Here is a 16,741-nt window from a genome sequence, read left to right as displayed (position 1 = left end):
CATTGCCATGCCCGAACATTCCATTCTCGAAGGTCAACCGTTTCCCCGCGGTGCGACTTTCACCGGCGAGGGCGTGAACTTCGCGCTGTTTTCGGCCCATGCCACCAAGGTGGAGGTCTGCCTCTTTGACGAGAGCGGCCAGAACGAGATTGCCCGCCACACCCTGCCGGAGTACACCGACGAGGTCTGGCACGGCTACGTGCCAGGCCTGCAGCCCGGCACCCGGTACGGCTACCGTGTGCACGGCCCCTACGAGCCGCAAAACGGCCACCGCTTCAACCCCAACAAGCTGCTGATGGACCCGTACGCGCGCGCCCATGTGGGCGAGCTGCGCTGGGGGCCGGAGATCTTCGGCTACACCGTGGGCCACGAAGACGGCGACCTGAGCTTCGACGAGCGCGACAGCGCCCCCTTCGTGCCCAAGTGCGTAGTGGTGGATTCGCACTTCGTCTGGAAGCCCCGTGCCGCCAACCGCGTACCCTGGGGCGAGACTGTGTTCTACGAGACCCACGTGCGCGGCTTCACCCAACGCCACCCGGCTGTGCCCGAAGCGGAGCGCGGCACCTTCGCCGGCCTGGCGCACGACGCGGTGGTCGAGCACATCCGCCAGCTCGGCGTGACGAGCGTGGAACTGCTGCCGATCCAGATGTTCCTGAACCAGCCCTTCCTGACCGACAAGGGGCTGACCAACTTCTGGGGCTATGACACGCTGGGCTTCTTTGCGCTGGACCCGCGCTATCTGGCCTCCGCCGACGTCGACGAGTTCAAGCGCATGGTGGACCGCTACCACGAGGCTGGCCTGGAAGTGATCATGGATGTGGTCTACAACCACACGCCCGAGGGCAACGAGCTGGGACCGACGCTGTCGTTCAAGGGCATCGACAACGCCAGCTACTACCGGCTCATGCCGGCCGACGGCCCGGGCCGGCGCTACTACATCAACGACACCGGCACCGGCAACACGCTGAACCTGAGCCACCCGCGGGTGCTGCAGATGGTGACCGACAGCCTGCGCTACTGGGTCACCGAGATGCATGTCGACGGTTTCCGCTTCGACCTGGCCACCATCCTGGCGCGTGAGGACCATGGCTTCGACGAAGGCGGCGGCTTCCTGGATTCGTGCCGGCAGGACCCGGTGCTGTCGTCCGTCAAGCTGATCGCCGAACCCTGGGACTGCGGGCCCGGTGGCTACCAGGTTGGTGGCTTTCCGCCCGGTTGGGCCGAGTGGAACGACCGCTTCCGCGACACCGTTCGCGCGTTCTGGAAGGGCGACGCCAGCGCGGCGGCCATGGCCCAGTGCCTGACCGCCAGCGGCGACAAGTTCAACCGCCGCGGCCGCCGCCCCTGGGCCAGCGTCAACTTCATCACCGCGCACGACGGCTTCACGCTGGCCGACCTGGTCAGCTACAACGACAAGCACAACGAGGCCAACGGCGAAGACAACAAGGACGGCCACTCCGACAACCGCTCGTGGAACTGCGGCGCCGAGGGGCCGACCGAGGAAGCCGATGTCCTCGCCCTGCGTGCGCGCCAGCAGCGCAACCTCCTGGCCACACTGCTGCTATCGCAAGGCACGCCGATGCTGCTGGCCGGCGATGAATTCGGCCGCACGCAGCAGGGCAACAACAACGCGTACTGCCAAGACAGCGAGATTTCGTGGGTGGACTGGGAAGGCATCGACACGCGGGGCCAGTCGCTGCAGGCCTTCGCCACGTCGCTGCTCGCACTGCGCCGGGCGCTGCCAGTGCTGCACCGGACGCGCTTCCTGACCGGCGACTGGAGCGAGGTCGCGCAGGGCAAGGACATCGTGTGGTTCAACGCGGCCGGGGAGGAAATGCAGGCAGAGGAGTGGGATGCGCCGCACACCCGCAGCGTGGCGTGGCTGATCAGCGGCCAGGCGCCCTCCTCGTCGATCCAGAAGCGCGCAAACGACGCGAGCGTGTTCGTCGCCATGAACGGCTGGCACGAAGGGGTCGAGTTCAAGCTGCCGGCCTGCCCCGATGGTGGCGTGTGGGTACGCCACATCGACACGGCGCTGGAGCAACAAGACAGAGCGACCGTCGACTCGTCGAGCTACACGGCAACTGGTCGCTCGGTGCTTGTGTTCGTCAGTTCACGCGATGCGGAATAAACGACCGTCCCGTTGACGTATGGAGTCACCAAGTGCGCCTGGCCGAGGTGATACCTGAAACTTCGCCACGCGAGCCGCCCCCCCGCCGAGCGCTTGGCGGCTCGGCGCCGTCCTCCACCCCTGAAGAAAAATGAAGATGGCGCTCTACTCTGACCAACCCATGCGCCCGAGCTTCCCCCTGATTTCTTGGCGGTGCATTCCCGCATGTCCGCTGCACACGTTGCCGACGAAGCGGCCGTGTTGCTGGAACGGGTTCGGAGCGCAGTTGACGATGCAGATGCCCAATGCCGCAGTCTGATCGCGCGAGAGCCGGTCAAGGCCGTCACATTGTCAGTCGGGCTTGGCGCGGTCGTCACGACGTTCGTCCTGCAGCTGGTGCGCTGGAAGATCCGCGCAAAGTAGTGCGGGCTGCTCGTTGGGCGTCGCCATCCTGCCCGAAGCCGCGTCGACTTTTGGCCAAGGCATAGATGCCATACCTGCGCGTCAACTCACTGAGAGGGGTTGCCCGACGATGGCCGACGCCGGCTGTGCACCGTCCTCAGTCGGAATGCCTCCTTTCCAGTCCAAACTTTGTTGGTGCAGGGTTTCAATCAGGTCATTGGCCATCGCCTCCAAGAGCTTGACTTCCCGATCGGTCATCATCCTGGGCTGCAAGTCCAAAAGGCACAGCGAGCCCAGCAGATGTCCGCTGGCGCTGCGCAACGGGGCACCGGCGTAGAAGCGCACTCCCTTGGCTGCGAGCGCCGGGTTGCCGGCGAACCGCAGGTCGCGGGCCACGTCCGGCACCACCATCGTCTGCGAGGTGGCCACCACGTGACCGCACATCGATAGCGATCGCGGCATGTTGAGGTCGTCGGAGGACATTTCGGCGCTGCCGCTCGGGCCCACGGCTGTAAGGGAGCCTCGCGCGGAGCCGATGATCTGGCGATCGTGGTCGATCAAGGACACCATCGCGAGCGGCACGTCAAAGATGTCGGCCGCACGCTTGGACGCGGCGTCGAACAAGGGAATCGCCCGAGGGTCGAGCGCACCGCTCGTCCGCAACGCCTGCACCCGGGAGCCGTCATCGGGCAGGACCTCTGCAGGCTCATAGCCTCCAGTCAGGCGGGCGCCCGTCAGCGCCACGATCCGGACCACCGCTTCGTTGACTGAGGTGACGACCGCATCGGCGCCAAGTTCCTTGCAGGCGTCCTCTCCTAGCAGTTCGGGTGGCGCGTTCCAAAGTCCCAGAATGATCTGTGAATCAGGCCAACGCCTGCGAAGCCGGCGGCAAAACTGACGCGCGGCGAATCGAGGATCGCCACTGAAAAATGACAGCAGGATGACCTTGGCACCTTTGATGTCGAGCCGACTGACGTAGTCGGCGTTGACCGTGGTCGCGGTGCGATGCTCGGCAGGAATCCCTTCAAGCGACAGCACGTGGGCGAGCATCCGCGCAGCCAGCGAATCCACTTCCCACTTTGCGCCCAGACAGATGCCCATGAGTTGGCCGGGTTGGTTGGCGCTTGGATTCTGCTCAGCAACATCGTCTATCAACGCGTCCATGCCAATCACGACCCGGTGGCGGTGGTGCGCCGTCGACGCGATCGCATGGTCATGGCTTGCCATGCGCAAGACCGGCAGCCCCACCTGGTCGTAGAACGCCGTCACTCTGCCACCCGCTGTCAGTTCATGTGCGAGCTCTGTTGCCTCCTCGACATCACCAGCCAGCAGGCGTTGATAGATGCGCGTTGGCGTATCCAGCGCGGGCTGGCTTCCAAGCAGGACGTCCAGGAACTGCAGGCGCGGAAGGTAGCGCCCGATCACCAGCAAGCAGACCGTCAGCGGCGTCGACATGACCAAGCCCACCGGGCCCCACATGGCCGTCCAGAAGATGGCGGAGGTCATGAGCGAAATTGCCGACAGGCCTGTGCTGGCCCCATAGAGCCACGGCGCGATGACGTAGCTGCTGATCAACTGCAGCACAGCGATCAGGCCAACGGTCCACAGGAGCATGCCCCAGCCAGGGTCGATGGCGAATGCCAGCACAAGCGGAAACACCGAAGACAGCATGGGCCCGACGTACGGCACGAAGCGGGTGATCACCGCCACCACACCCCAAAGCAGCGCACCCGGCACGCCGATCAGCCACAAGCCCAAGGCGAAAGGCAGCCCAAAGCTGGCGTTCACCACGAGCTGCATGATCAGGTACTTGCTGATCCGTGCACCCGCATCGTCCATCGCATCGGTGGAACGCTGCAGACTGCCACCCCACAGCCGCAACATGCGGTCCCGAAGGTCCAGCCGGTCAAGCAAGATCAGCACGACAAAGATCATGACGATGCCGGTCGTCGCCAACGGACCGCTGCCTAGCCGCAGCCAATCGCTTGCCTGCTCGATGACCGACTGCGGCGTCTCTTCGATCACGACCCGCCTGGGGGGCTGGTCGCCTGACGCCTGTGAAGCAGCCGCAGCTGGGCGCGGCTCGACCACGGCGACGTTGATCTCGCGGCGCACCGTCTCCAGCGTCTTGATCGCCCCTTCGAACATGCCAGGGCGGTCCACGTTGTGCCGCAGGCTTTTGAGTTTGTCTGCGATGTTGCTTTGGTATGTGGGCAGCCGCGCACTGAGCGTGGCCACCTGTGTCGCCAGGAACGTGGCGCTTGAGGCGATGACGACCAAGGTCGCGATGGCCACCACGATGACGGCCGGCGTTCTGGGCATCCGTAGCCGTCTGAGCTTGACGACGAGCGGGTCCAGCACGAACCCAAGAAAGATCGCCAGTGCCAGCGGAATTAGAACGTCGCGCCCAAAATAGAGTCCAGCGATGATGCAAGCAGCTGTGACCAAGCCGATTGCGAATTTGAGCTCTGGCAGCAAAGTGACGATGGCCTGCGCGGCATCGTCGGCAGTGTCGAACGTCTGCGCCTGGGGTTCGCTGGCCCGCCCCACTCTGCATTTGCCGTGGAGATCGCCGCCGTCTGCATTCTGGTGCTTGTCGCTCACTGCATTCCTTTCCGACGAGCCGGTCTGCTCGCGTGAAATCGTCGGCTGCGCACCGGGACCGCAAGGCCGCTCCTACACCTCCGACCGAGGCAAACGGCGAGAGGGCCGATAAGACGGGTGGCGTCGGAGGGATGAGCCCTACCGCTCCAGCCAAGTGATGTGACAGCGAGCTGGAAATGTCCTTGCTGCATTTCCCAGCTCCGGCCTCCGTGAAGTGAGGCCCTGGAGGCGCCGCGTTACTTTGTCGGTGCTGGCTTGACATCCCCGACCAGCCCACCCCTCGGCGCGCTGCCGGCCTTGTTGGCAGCCGCAGCTTCGCTCTTCACTTCGGCCCGCGACTCTGTCGATCCGCCACCAGTCTTCGGCGCCGGCTTCACGCCGCCAACCAAGCCGCCCTTCGTCGCCTGGCCATCCGCATTCGCAGCTGCCGCATCTGCCTTGCGTTCGGCGCGCGCCTCGCTCTTCTCTTCCTTCGTCATCGTGGAGGGTGTCGGCGCCTTCTTCACGCCGCCGACTTCTCCTTGCGCAAAGGCCGTCACGGTAGTGGCTTGAACAAGGACGAGGCCTGCGGCAATCAATGCATTTTTCATTGTGATCTCCAAGGTGTTTTGCATAGCGCACGAGCGCGCATTGCATGTCGTGTACGACCGCTCAAGCATTGCGCGACGGGCCAGCTCAATTCGTAGGACGCAGACCGGCCATCACGGAGGCAGCGAGGGTGTGGGCGTGCCAGTAGTGAAGCCGATGCAGCGCTTGCCCTGCGAAGTTTCTGGAGATGCGTCGCCGCCTTAACGCAATGCCGATCGGCTCGTCAGAACGGGCACGCCGATTTAAGCTTCACCGCCTGGTCAACCAGCCACAGCCAACGAAACGCCGACACGGCGCAACCATCGCATAGCAGAACCAAGTCGGCCGGAACACAGGCCTTGGCGGCGCCAAAAATCGTGACGGCTGCGTCGGCCCATCGCCGCAACTCCGGTGTGACGATCAGCAACACCTCCGCTGGGTGATGAGCCGGCGTAAAAAACATGAACTGGTATCTCGTTGAACATCATGCGCGCGCAACGGGTACTTCCTCCCAGGAGGTCGTGTAGTTCGGCGTAGGACGCTGCTGCTTCATGCCCCATTCGCGGCGCTCGTCTTGATGCCGGTACTGGCGGGATGGACCGTGCCCTTGCCGCACCTACCGTTCAGCGCGTGCATGGCCACGGTGAGCCGCGCGCGGGCTGGGTCCGCCCCATCGTCTTCCAAGTCCATCTCGGTCTGCACGCGCGCCTCGGGCGACAAGGTCGCTGAGTTCGGAATCCATGAGCGGTCGCCTACCCGAAAGCTGCCTCTCGCGATCGGCAGCTCCTGGCCGATAGCGGGTCCTTCCGATCGGCGGGTTCGCGCCCGTTGCAGTCGGTCGCCTTGGGGAGCTGGAGTCGGCGGTGCAGCGGTTGCTGTCCTTCACTCGTAGCGAGTGAATTCGCTGGACGCCACCAAGCAGCCTCTCAGCGCGCTCACCGCTTCTGTCAGAAGTTCAGCTTTTTAGCATCGCATCGCCTTCCGAATGGCTGGGGATCTGTCCGACGGGAGGGCGGCCTTCCGGCTGCGTTTGGGCGGTTGCCATGATCTATGCTTGATCGCGACGCGCACAACATGCATAGCTAGCCAGCTTCTTCACCTTCGCTCCGCCAATATGCTCATCCTGGGCAATGCATCGCTGGCGAGGACTCTCAATCTAAGCGACCGCTGAGGACAAACGGCGGAGGGAAGCGATGGCCGGATCTGAGGGGCGATCCTGACCACAGCATGCGTCACGTCGGCTAAGCGCAAGCAGGCTGGCAGGCGGGCGCTACCTGGGGCCACTGTGTCACAGATGGCGACGGGCCCCCAATCTCTATCTGGCCGTCCACGACGCAGCGCCTGCTGATGTGCCCGAAGCCGATGCTGATGGGCCTGGGGCTACTGAGCCTTCGCGGGGCGCGAACGCCAGGCGGCCGCATGCTGGCAGCGCAGCCTTCACCTACCCAGGCCGTCAGCGGCGATGACCGCCGGCAGCGAAACCTCAGACAAAGCGCAGGACTGCCCGCTACGCCCCAGCTTAGGCTCGACCGCATGACCGCATGACCGCATGACCGCATGACCGCATGACCGCATGACCGCGATGCCAACACGTCTCTTGCAGCGGCAGGGACGCACGGGCGCAACCAGGAGAAGTGAAGACATGTCTCAACGAACGGGCTATCCCATCGCACCCTTTCTCGGCGCCATGGCGCTCGCGTTGCTGGCCGGCTGCGGCGACGATGGAGGCGAGGACAAAGGCAGGGCTCTGCCGCAGGCGATCCAGGACGTGATGGCCAAGCCGCTGTACCGCAACGCGACCTGGGGGTTGCGCGTGGTCGACCTGGACAGCGGCCAACTTGTCTACAGCGTCGACCCTGGGCACAACCTGCTGATCGCCTCGATGCGCAAGTCCTTCTCGGTGGGCCTGACGCTGGACAAGCTCGGCGCGGCGCACCGGTTCCACACGCCTGTCTACCGCAACGGCACGCTGGATGCGGCCGGTGGGCTCGACGGCGACCTGGTGCTGGTTGCCAGCGGCGACATGTCGATGGGCGGCCGTGTGAACCCCGACGGCAGCTACGCCATCACCGACCTGGACCACAACGAGTCCAACGACTTGCGCGACGCCGAGTTGACGGCGCCCGACCCGCTGGCCGGCTACAAAGCGCTGGCCGCGCAAATCGCCGCGTCGGGCATCCGCCGCGTGCGCGGCGACGTGGTCGTCGACGAGCGGCTGTGGGACAAGTTCGACTTTCGCGAGCAGTTCCAGGTCAGCCCGATCTTCGTCAACGACAACGTGGTCGACGTGGTGATCAATCCCGGCGCTGTCGGCGGGCCTGCGAACGTGGTGACGCGGCCGCTGTCGGCCGCGTTCGACGTGCAGTCGACGCTGATGACCGGCGCGGCCGGCGCGGCCACCGACGTCGTATTGCAGCCGTTCCTGCCGAGCTGCATCGGCCGCCAGCCATGCGTCGGCGTCGTCACCGGGACCGTGCCGAGCGACCTGGTGGGCCCGCTGACCGGCCAGCTGCCGGTGCCGCGCGCGTTCCGGATCACCGAGCCCGCCAACTATGCGCGCACCGTGCTGATCGAGGCGCTGGCCGCGGCCGGCGTCACGGTCGATGCGCCGGTGGTGGCGCCGAATGCGCCGGGCCGGCTGCCGGTCGCTGGCGCCTACACCGCGGACAAGCGCGTCGCCGAGCTGGTGTCGGCGCCCTACGGCGAGCACGCCAAGCACATCATGAAGGTCAGCTACAACCTCGGCGCCGAGACCAGCCTGATGCACTACGGGCTGGCACATGGCAGGCGCAGCCAGGCCGATGCGCTGGCGCAGGAGCGCCTCGCGCTGGTCTCGCAGTTCGGGCTGGACGGCAGCGAGTTCACGTTCTTGGACGGCAGCGGCGACGGCGAGACCCGCGCCAGCAGCCGCGCCGTGACGGGGCTGCTGGGCGCCATGGCCAAGCGCCCGGTCTACAGCGACTACCTGGCGACGTTCCCGCGCATGGGCGTGGACGGCTCGCAGGCGCTGGTCACCGGCTTCATGGACGACGCGACGCTCGCCGGCGCGCGCGGCCAGGTGCACGCCAAGACCGGTACCTTCGTCGACGGTGCCCCGAATGACCAGATGGCGATCCGCGCCGAGGTGTTCGGCGGCTACATCCATACACGCGCCGGCCGCCGGCTCGCCTACCTGCTGGCGGTCAACGACATGGAGCCGGTGCCGGGCTTCGACCAGCTGGTCGAGGTGATTCAGGACCTGGGCGTGATCTCGGCGGTGGTCTGGCGCGACAACTGAGGCGCGCGCCGCAGCAGCGCCGCGGCCTGTGCCAAGTCGCGCCGCTGGGTGCGTTCGCCCAGGTCGGCCACCAGCACGGCCAGGCGGTTGCGGGCCCGCGCAGCCTGTGCCGCCGGCAGCGCCAGGTTGGCCAGGCTCACGGTGGCGCGCAGCTCGAACAGCCGCGACCGCTGCGCCTGGGCCTGCACGATGGCACGCTCGAAGCTGGCCGCGGCGCGCGCCGTGCTTTCGGCCGCATCCTTGGCCCCGGCCTCGGGCTGCAGCAGTGACACCTCACCCTGCAGCCGGTGCAGCTCCGGCCCGTACCAGTGCTCGCCGGTGCGCTGCGCGAGGGCCAGCGCTTCGCCCAGCAGCCGCGCGGCCGCCTCGACGCGGCCCGCAAGAACCTGCACGCGCGCCGCCACCGCCAGCGCATGCGGCAGCGTGAGCAGCGTGCCGGCCTCGTGCCAGGCGCGCAGGCCGGCATCGGTCATCTGCCGGCCTTCCTCGTGCTGGCCACGCCCCGCCAGCGCCGCGCCGCGCAGGATCCAACCGCCGGCCTGCCACAGCGCGAAGCCGTGCTCGGCGCACAGCGCATCGAGCGTCTCGGTGGCGCGATCGACGCGGCCCAGGTCACCATCGTCCAGCGCAATCACGGCCTCGACCCACAGCATCTGAGCGTCGCCGAACGGATGCAACAGCCGCCGCGCCAGCGTGAAGCCGGCAACCAAGTGGTGCTCGGCGGCCTCGGCGTCGCCCACGACCCAGCGCGCCAGCGCGGCGTAGTGGTGGCTGGCAATGGCCGGGTCTTCGCCGTAGCTGGCTGCCAGGTGGCCGTGTGCCGCAGGCTGGTATAGGGCCAGCGTCTTGTCCACATGCTCCAAGGCCGCCGCGCCGCCGCCAACGAACAGCTTGGTGCTGCCGAGCACGTTGTGCGCCAGCATGGTCAGCACCGGATCGGGCTGGCGCCGCAGCTGCGCCATGACCTGGTCGGCGATGCGCTGCACCTGCGCGAAGGCGGCCCGCGTCAGGTACAGGTTGTACAGGCCCGACAGCGCAGGGCCGATTGCGGCAGTGTCCTGCAAGGCGATGCCGAGCGCCAGCGCACGCGTGTAAGTGGCCTCGACCTCCGGCGCCCCAAAGCCGCATACCGCAAGCTGGGCTGCGCCCTTGATGAGGCGCAACTGCAGCTCGGCCTCCTCGAGCCCGGGCGTCGCGGACGGCATGGCCGCCAGCAGCGCAAGGCCCTGACCGGCATGGGTCAGCGCCTCGCGGTGGGCATAGCGCTGTAGCGCCTTGCCGCCGGCTTCGCGGCGGTGCTGCGCGCCACGCCAGGAATCGTGTGCGCTCTCAAAGTGCAGCGCCAGCTCGGCCGCGATGTCGGTGGCGTGCACGCCGTAGGCCAGCGCCAGCCGAGTTCCGATGGCGCCGTGCAAGCGCGCGCGGCGCGCGCTCCCCAGACGGCGGTACAGGCCTTCTCGCACCAAATCGTGGCTAAAGCCGTAGCGGCCGCAGACAGTGCCGTCGTGCCAGCTCACCAGGCCGCGCGCCTCGATGAACTGGCCCTGCCGTGCCAGCGTCTCCAGCACCTGCTCGACAGCGTCGGGACTGCGTTGCAGCGCGGCAGCGACACTGTCGGTCGCGAACTCTGCGCCGGCCACGCTGGCGGCCTCCAACGTCTCGCGCTGCTGCGGCGCAAGACGCGCCAACTGGGACTCGATCAGCTCGGCGATGCCGCCGGGTGGGGGGCGCCGGTCGAGCGTTGAGACCGTATCGGGCTGGCGCTCCAGTTCGTCGGTCAGGTGCACCATGAACAGCGGCAGCCCCTGCGAGCGCCGCGTCACCGCCGCGGCCAAGTCGGGCACGGCCCCGTGCTGCCGCAGGCGTCGCGCCACGTAGTCGTGCACGTCGGCGGTGCCCAGGCGGGCAAGCGCGATCTCGCTGGCCGCGTGGCGAGCCACGAGTTCTTGCTTGACCTGCTTGAGCGGATGCTCGTTGACGATCAGCTCGACCGGCCGGCAGGTGGCGATGACCAGCAGCCGTGCGCGCTCGCGGCGGTGCGCCAGCATCGTCAGCCAGTCGACGGTGGAACGGTCGCTCCAGTGCATGTCCTCCAACACAAGGACCAGCAGCTGGTCGGCGGCCGCCAGGTCGATCGCGTCGTTCATCTCGCGCAGCATGCGCTGCAGCGAGCCGGCGGCGTGCGGCGTGGCCTGCTGCGGTTGCTGGCCGAACAGGCCCGGCAATTGGGGCACCCAGGTCGGCGCATGCTGGCGCAGCAACGCCAGCAGGCTGCCGTGGCCGTCCTGGCGCCCGAGGCGGGTGACGGCCTCGAGAATGGGCAGGTAGGGCTCGCCCGCGCCGTAGTGCTCGATGCACTGTCCGTGGCCGATGCGGGCGCCGGCCGGCGCGTCGCCTTCGATGTGCGCGAGGAAGGACTCGACCAACCGGGTCTTGCCGATCCCAGCTTCGCCGGTCACGAACACGAGCTGGCGCTGGCCGGCCGCCGCAGCCCGGTAGCATGCCAGCAGCTGTGCGTGCTCCGCCGCGCGACCGACCAAGACATGGACGGCCGGCGGCTCAGGCGGCCGCAGCTCCAGCGCTTCAGCGGGCGCACGCCGTTCCACGTTGCCGGGCTGGTCGGTGACGGCGGCGATGAAGCGGTAGCCGATGCGGTGGGCCGTGACGATGTAGCGCGGCACGCGCGCGTCGTCGCCGAGCGCGCGGCGCAGGTCGCGCAAGGTCGCGGAGACCACTCCCTCGCTGACGACGACCTGTGGCCAGACCTCGGTCAGGATCTCATCCTTGCTGACGACCTCGCCCGCGCGCCTGGCCAGCATCCACAGCAGGGCCAACGGCTTGCGCGGCAGCTCCACCGCGCGGCCATCGGCGAACAACGGGCCGTGCGGGCCGACCAGTCGGAAGGAGCCGAAGTGGAGTTCGCCGGGAACCGACGCGGAGGGTTCCGATCCGGCAACTGTCAACACAAGTGCTGTATGCGGTGCATTCCTGTGAGTATGCCGGACGGCAAGCAGACGTGTCGACTCTTGTTTCAGAGAAAGCGCATGGCTTGCGCAGGACCGCCACCTCGCGCAGCTCTAACGTGCGCTGCATGCCTGCCGACCCCGCCACGGCCGACGAACTGACGCCCGGGCCCTTCCCGCCCGACTGGGCGTTCGTGCTGCAGCTGCGCGTCGGTACGCCGTTCGCCAACGACGGCCTGTGCGGCCGTATCGAGCATGTGCGGTCCGGCCAGGCCGGGCTGTTCGCCTCGCTCGAGGAGGCGCGTGCGTTCATGGAGCGCGTGATGGCGGGCGCTGCCACGCCGCCTTGACGCAGGCACCGCCGTCCTTCCGATCCACCACCTGAAAGTGTCGATGATGTCCATCCGTTCCCCACACCTCCCCCGCCGCCGCCTGCTGCTCGCTGCCGGCGCCACCGCCCTCCTCGGCGTCGCCTGCGGCGGTGGCGGCGACGATCACCCGGCACTGCAGACGATCGACAGCAGCCGCCTTCAGGCCATCGTGGGCGGGATCGTCACCGAGCAGCTGGTGCCCGGGGCCGTCGTGCTGCTGCGCACGCCCAAGGGCGACTTCACGAGCTTTACCGGCAGCAACAGCTACCGGGGCACGGCGCCGACTTCGGCCGACCAGCACATCCGTGTCGGCTCGGTCACCAAGACCTGGACCGGCACGGTGATCCTGCAGCAGGTGCAGGAAGGCCTGCTCCAGCTCAGCGACCCCATCGCCAGGTACGTTGACGGCGTCCCCAAGGGCGGGCAGATCACGATCGAGCAGCTGCTGCTGATGCGCAGCGGCCTGTTCAACTACTCGACCACCGTTGCGTTCAATCAGGCGCTGGACGACGACCCGGCACGCGTCTGGCGGCCCGAGGAGATGCTGGCGCTGGCCTTCGCGCACGAGCAGTCCTTCGACCCCGGGACCAGCTACGAGTACTCCAACACCAACACCATCCTGCTGGGGTTGGCGGCGCAGAAGGTCGAGAACGGCAAGCCGCTGTCCGACATCATGCGCGACCGGCTGTTCCGCCCGCTCGGCCTGCAGCACACGCTGCTGCCAACCGCGGACGATGCCTCGCTGCCGGCGCCGTTCACGCGCGGCTACCAGTACGGCACCAACGTGCAGACGCTGCACCCGCTGCCGGCCGACATGCAGGCCGCGGCGCGCGCCGGCACGCTGGCGCCGATCGAGCACACCAACTCCAACACCTCGTGGGGCTGGTCGGCCGGCTCCGGCATCTCGACCGCCAACGACCTCGCGCGCTATGTCGAGGCGATGGTCGGCGGCGGCCTGCTGAACCCGCAAATGCAGGCCGCCCGCATCGCCAGCGTGCGCGCCATCGTTCCGCCGGTGCCCGAGCTGGGTTACGGCTGGAACCTGGCCCGTTTCGGCGCGCTGTACGGGCACACCGGCGAGATCCCGGGCTACGGCACCTTCATGGGGCACGACCCTGCCAACAAGGTCACGCTGATTGTGTGGGTCAATCTGGAGACCAACCTCGAGGCCGCGGGCGCAGCGACCGACATCGCGCGCAAGCTGATCAGCGAAGTCTATCGGCCCGCGGAATGACGACCATGGGGGCTGCCGTCTGCAGACGCCTGGCCGCCCGCGCCGCCGCCGCCGTGCTGGCCACGCTGCTGGCCGCTTGCAGCGACGGCGGGATCACAGCCCCGGGCCACGGCCCGCAGATCGGCGCCGACCAGGCCGCGTGCGACGCCGACACCTCGCGGCTCGGCACGCGCGTCTACGTCGACAGCCGCGCCGGTGCAGGTGCCGGCGATGGCTGCGGCGCCAGCCCGGCCACCGCCTGCCCGACGGTCCAGCAGGGCATCGCCGCCTGCGACGCTGGCGGCACTTGCGGCGTGCTGGTGCGGCATGGGCTGTACCCGACCTCCGCGACGATCGAGCTGCGCCCGGGCGTGCATGTGTTCGGCGCCTGCCGCTTCGGTGGCGAGCCGGACCGCGGCTACCGCAGCCTGGTGCAGGCCAGCCCGGCACCCGGCACGCCGGCGCTGCGAGCCGACGGCGTCAATGTCACAACCACCGTCGCCGGCCTGACCGTGCTCGGCAAAAACGAAAGTGCGCCCTCCACCGCCAGCGTCACGCTGCTTGTCAGCGAGAGCCGCGGGCTGGTGCTGGCGGGCACCAGCCTGATCGGCGGGCGCGGTGGCGACGGGGCGGCCGGCGCGCTCGTGCCCGCCGCGCTGGGTGGGGGCCGCGGTCAGAACGCTACCAGCCGCTACGGCGGGGGCGTCGGCGGCCTGGGCTGCCCGGCGCAGCCGCCGCCGGACTATCTCGGCCTGGGCGGTTTCGGCGCCGATGCGAACCGGCTGCAGACGTATCATGGCGCATTCAGCGTCGGGTGCACCGTCGCCCTGCAGGGCACCGAGATCGGGCCGACCGGCCAGGACGGCCGCGGCAGCGCCAGTGCGGCCGGCGGGACCGGCGGCCAAGCAGGCACGTCCGGCTGCTCTTGCAGCGATGCGCCGGCCAACGTTGCTGGTGCCGCGCCCCAGGCCGGGAACGGCCGGCCGGGTCTCTGCGGCGCCACGGTGCCCGCGCAGGGCGATGCCTGGGGCAGCCTGTCGCGTGCGGGCTGGTCGCCGAACCAGGGCGCGCCCGGTCTGCCTGGCGACTTGGGCGGTGGCGGCGGGGGCGGTGGTGGCGGCGGCTTTTCGGCGGGCCGCTATCAAAACATGTACGACATCAGCGGCTACGCGGGCGGTGGCGGCGGTGGCGGCGGCTGCGGCGGTCCTGGTGGCGTGGGCGGGCTGCAGGGCGGTGCCTCGATCGCGCTGGTGCTGGCCGGCGCCAGCGCGATCGACATCGCGCAGCACAACCGCATCGTGGCCGGCGCTGGCGGCGCAGGCGGCCAGGGCGGCCACGGGGGCCAGGGCGGGCCCGGCGGGCAGGGCGCGTTCGGCTGGGAAGGCGGCGACCAGTACCAGTCTCAATGCTCTGCCGCCGCGCCCGGCAGCGGCGGGCGCGGCGGCGACGGCGGCGCCGGCGGCTCGGGCAGCGGCGGCGGGGGCGGCAACGGAGGGCCGTCGATCGGCATCGCCCGCGTGGCCGGTGCCGTGCTGCCGGCCGACCGGTCCTCGGTCCTGGCCGGGCAGCCCGGCAGCGCCGGGCGCGGCGGCGAGCCGAGCCCGGCCAGCGACTGTGCGCCGGGCAGCGGTTCAGGCAGCGATGGCCGTGCCGGTGGCAGCGCGGCCGTCGCGGACTTCGACACAACGCCGGCCAGCGTGGCACCGGCCTGCCCAGCCAGCCGCGTCCAAGGCGGCCACGACTACCAGGGCCTGGCGCTGGCGAACTGCAACTTCAACGGCATGGACCTCACCGACGCGCAGTTCAACGGCGCGACGCTGAACGCGGTGGTGTTCGTCAACGCCCGGCTGACCCGAGCAGACTTCAGCGGCGCGACCATCGTGGACAGCGGCAGCCCGTCCCTGCCGACCGACTTCAGCTTCGCCGACCTGAGCGGGGCGAAGTTCATCGGGACGCGTTTCCAGGGCCGCACCTACCTGACCCAGGCGCTGCTGTCCTGCACCGATTTCTCGCAGACCAAACTCGGCCAGGGCCAGGCGATTTTCGGCGACCTGGGGCTGCGGCTGGCGGATCCGGCCGGCTGCCGCACCAGCTTCCGCCAGGCCACGATGAACTGCGAGTTCATCGCCCAATGGAGGCTGCTGGACCTGGGCCAGGCCGTTGTCGCGGGGTGCGCGGCCGAGCTGGCGTCCGCGACGGGCCGGGATTTCTCCGGCGCGCTGCTGGCCGGCGCGGTGTTCGACGGCATGGCCTTGTCGAGCAGCCACTGGGCAGGTGCCGACCTCACAAGCAGCAGCTTCCGTGGCGCGACACTGGACGATGCCAAAGGCCTGGGCAGCGCTGTGCTGACGCGCGCAGTGTTCAGCCAGGCCAGCCTGAAGCGGGCCGACCTGGTCGGCGCCAAGCTGTATGGCACGGTCTTCGACTGGGCCAACCTGGACCGGGCCCAGATGCGGGGCGCCGAACTGGCGCCGTGCCCGGACACGCCACCCTCCTGCCCCGGCGCCAGCTTCCGCGGTGCCTGGCTGCGCAACGTCGACCTGTCGCGCAGCCACCTGGAGAACGCCCAGTTCGACAGCGCCAGCCTGTTCAGCAGCCTGGCGGTGGACGGCAACGCCAGCATCAACGGCGCCACGCTGGTCCAGACGGACTTCGGCGACGCCTACCTGGCGGGCCTGGATCTGGGCGGCACCTTGATGAAGGGCGTCCGCTTCGACGGCGCGGTGCTGGCCGGCGCGCGCTTCTCCGGCGCCATGGTGACGGCAGCGGCCACGAACGACAGCAGCTTTGCCAACAGCTTCCTGCAGGGCGCGCGCTTTGACGGTGCCACGCTGGACGGCGTGACGCTGTCGGGCGCCTACCTCGATTTCGCGCCGGGCGGCAACACCATCGTGCTGCGGCTGAACGCCAACCACACGCGCTTTGCCGGCTGGCATGCTCCCGGCCTGCCGGTCTGCACGTACGTGAGCTATGCGGGCACGGGCTCCATGCCCGCGAACCAAGGCGGGCTGGTCTGCCCGGATGGCGGCCAGGCCTCGCCCGCAAGCGGCTGCGGAACCGCCGGCCCGAACGCCAAGCCGGGTTCGCGCTGGGACAACGGCAACGGCGGGAACATCGGCAGCGCCGAGCCCGCCGCTTCCTACCGAGGGGCCGCCACGTTCAGCGCGAAGGCGCCGGACCTGTGCACGCCCGACCTTACCTGGTGATGTCCAACGCACGACTCCGAGGCGAACC

11 protein-coding genes are annotated in these 16,741 nt (G+C 68.8%); 6 read left to right on the top strand and 5 right to left on the bottom strand.

The window, feature by feature from the left end; genetic code table 11:
- Positions 1-7 precede the first annotated feature (7 nt).
- Positions 8-2,131: a glycogen debranching protein GlgX gene (gene glgX, locus DES41_RS22565; RefSeq protein WP_114469904.1), complete on the top strand. Its 2,124-nt coding sequence runs from the start codon at positions 8-10 to the stop codon at positions 2,129-2,131.
- Between the two features lie 204 nt (positions 2,132-2,335).
- Positions 2,336-2,533 (top strand): hypothetical protein, encoded by a 198-nt coding sequence (locus DES41_RS22560; protein WP_114469903.1) that lies wholly within the window; start codon positions 2,336-2,338, stop codon positions 2,531-2,533.
- 81 nt (positions 2,534-2,614) lie between these two features.
- On the opposite strand, the gene DES41_RS22555 is transcribed toward DES41_RS22560, so the two are convergent.
- The 4 genes from DES41_RS22555 to DES41_RS39200 all read right to left on the bottom strand — a co-directional run bounded on the left by DES41_RS22555 (position 2,615) and on the right by DES41_RS39200 (position 6,236).
- A complete protein-coding gene (locus DES41_RS22555) occupies positions 2,615-5,116 on the bottom strand; it encodes an AI-2E family transporter (RefSeq protein WP_114469902.1) in 2,502 nt (833 codons plus the stop codon).
- 236 nt (positions 5,117-5,352) lie between these two features.
- On the bottom strand, positions 5,353-5,706 hold the full coding sequence (locus DES41_RS22550; protein WP_147282931.1) for a hypothetical protein: 354 nt from the start codon (positions 5,704-5,706) through the stop codon (positions 5,353-5,355).
- A gap of 221 nt (positions 5,707-5,927) precedes the next feature.
- Entirely contained in the window at positions 5,928-6,146 is a 219-nt protein-coding gene (locus DES41_RS37930; RefSeq protein WP_211333049.1) for a hypothetical protein, read from the bottom strand.
- Between the two features lie 21 nt (positions 6,147-6,167).
- Positions 6,168-6,236 carry a DUF4113 domain-containing protein gene (locus DES41_RS39200; protein ID WP_245965837.1) on the bottom strand — a complete coding sequence of 23 codons (69 nt, stop codon included), beginning with the start codon at positions 6,234-6,236 and terminating at the stop codon, positions 6,168-6,170.
- Positions 6,237-7,325: 1,089 nt separating this feature from the next.
- Between DES41_RS39200 and DES41_RS22540 the strand changes: the two genes are divergently transcribed.
- Positions 7,326-8,960, top strand: a complete 1,635-nt coding sequence (locus DES41_RS22540) for a D-alanyl-D-alanine carboxypeptidase/D-alanyl-D-alanine-endopeptidase (protein WP_170168259.1) — start codon at positions 7,326-7,328, stop codon at positions 8,958-8,960.
- On the opposite strand, the gene DES41_RS22535 is transcribed toward DES41_RS22540, so the two are convergent.
- Positions 8,915-11,923 (bottom strand): AAA family ATPase, encoded by a 3,009-nt coding sequence (locus tag DES41_RS22535; RefSeq protein ID WP_147282929.1) that lies wholly within the window; start codon positions 11,921-11,923, stop codon positions 8,915-8,917. The two genes, DES41_RS22540 and DES41_RS22535, sit on opposite strands and share 46 nt — an antisense overlap.
- A gap of 128 nt (positions 11,924-12,051) precedes the next feature.
- Here DES41_RS22535 and DES41_RS22530 point away from each other — a divergent pair, with 128 nt between their 5' ends.
- The 3 genes from DES41_RS22530 to DES41_RS39600 are packed head-to-tail and all read left to right on the top strand — an operon-like array spanning position 12,052 to position 16,713.
- Positions 12,052-12,273: a hypothetical protein gene (locus tag DES41_RS22530; protein WP_114469898.1), complete on the top strand. Its 222-nt coding sequence runs from the start codon at positions 12,052-12,054 to the stop codon at positions 12,271-12,273.
- A gap of 46 nt (positions 12,274-12,319) precedes the next feature.
- A complete protein-coding gene (locus DES41_RS22525; protein WP_170168258.1) occupies positions 12,320-13,528 on the top strand; it encodes a serine hydrolase domain-containing protein in 1,209 nt (402 codons plus the stop codon).
- A 5-nt stretch (positions 13,529-13,533) separates the two neighbouring features.
- Positions 13,534-16,713, top strand: a complete 3,180-nt coding sequence (locus tag DES41_RS39600; RefSeq protein ID WP_170168257.1) for a pentapeptide repeat-containing protein — start codon at positions 13,534-13,536, stop codon at positions 16,711-16,713.
- Positions 16,714-16,741: the final 28 nt, after the last annotated feature.

This window comes from Pseudorhodoferax soli (assembly GCF_003337555.1).
Taxonomy (GTDB): domain Bacteria; phylum Pseudomonadota; class Gammaproteobacteria; order Burkholderiales; family Burkholderiaceae_C; genus Pseudorhodoferax; species Pseudorhodoferax soli.
Note: the sequence above shows the minus strand (reverse complement) of the source record. Positions and strands in the feature narration are given on the sequence as shown.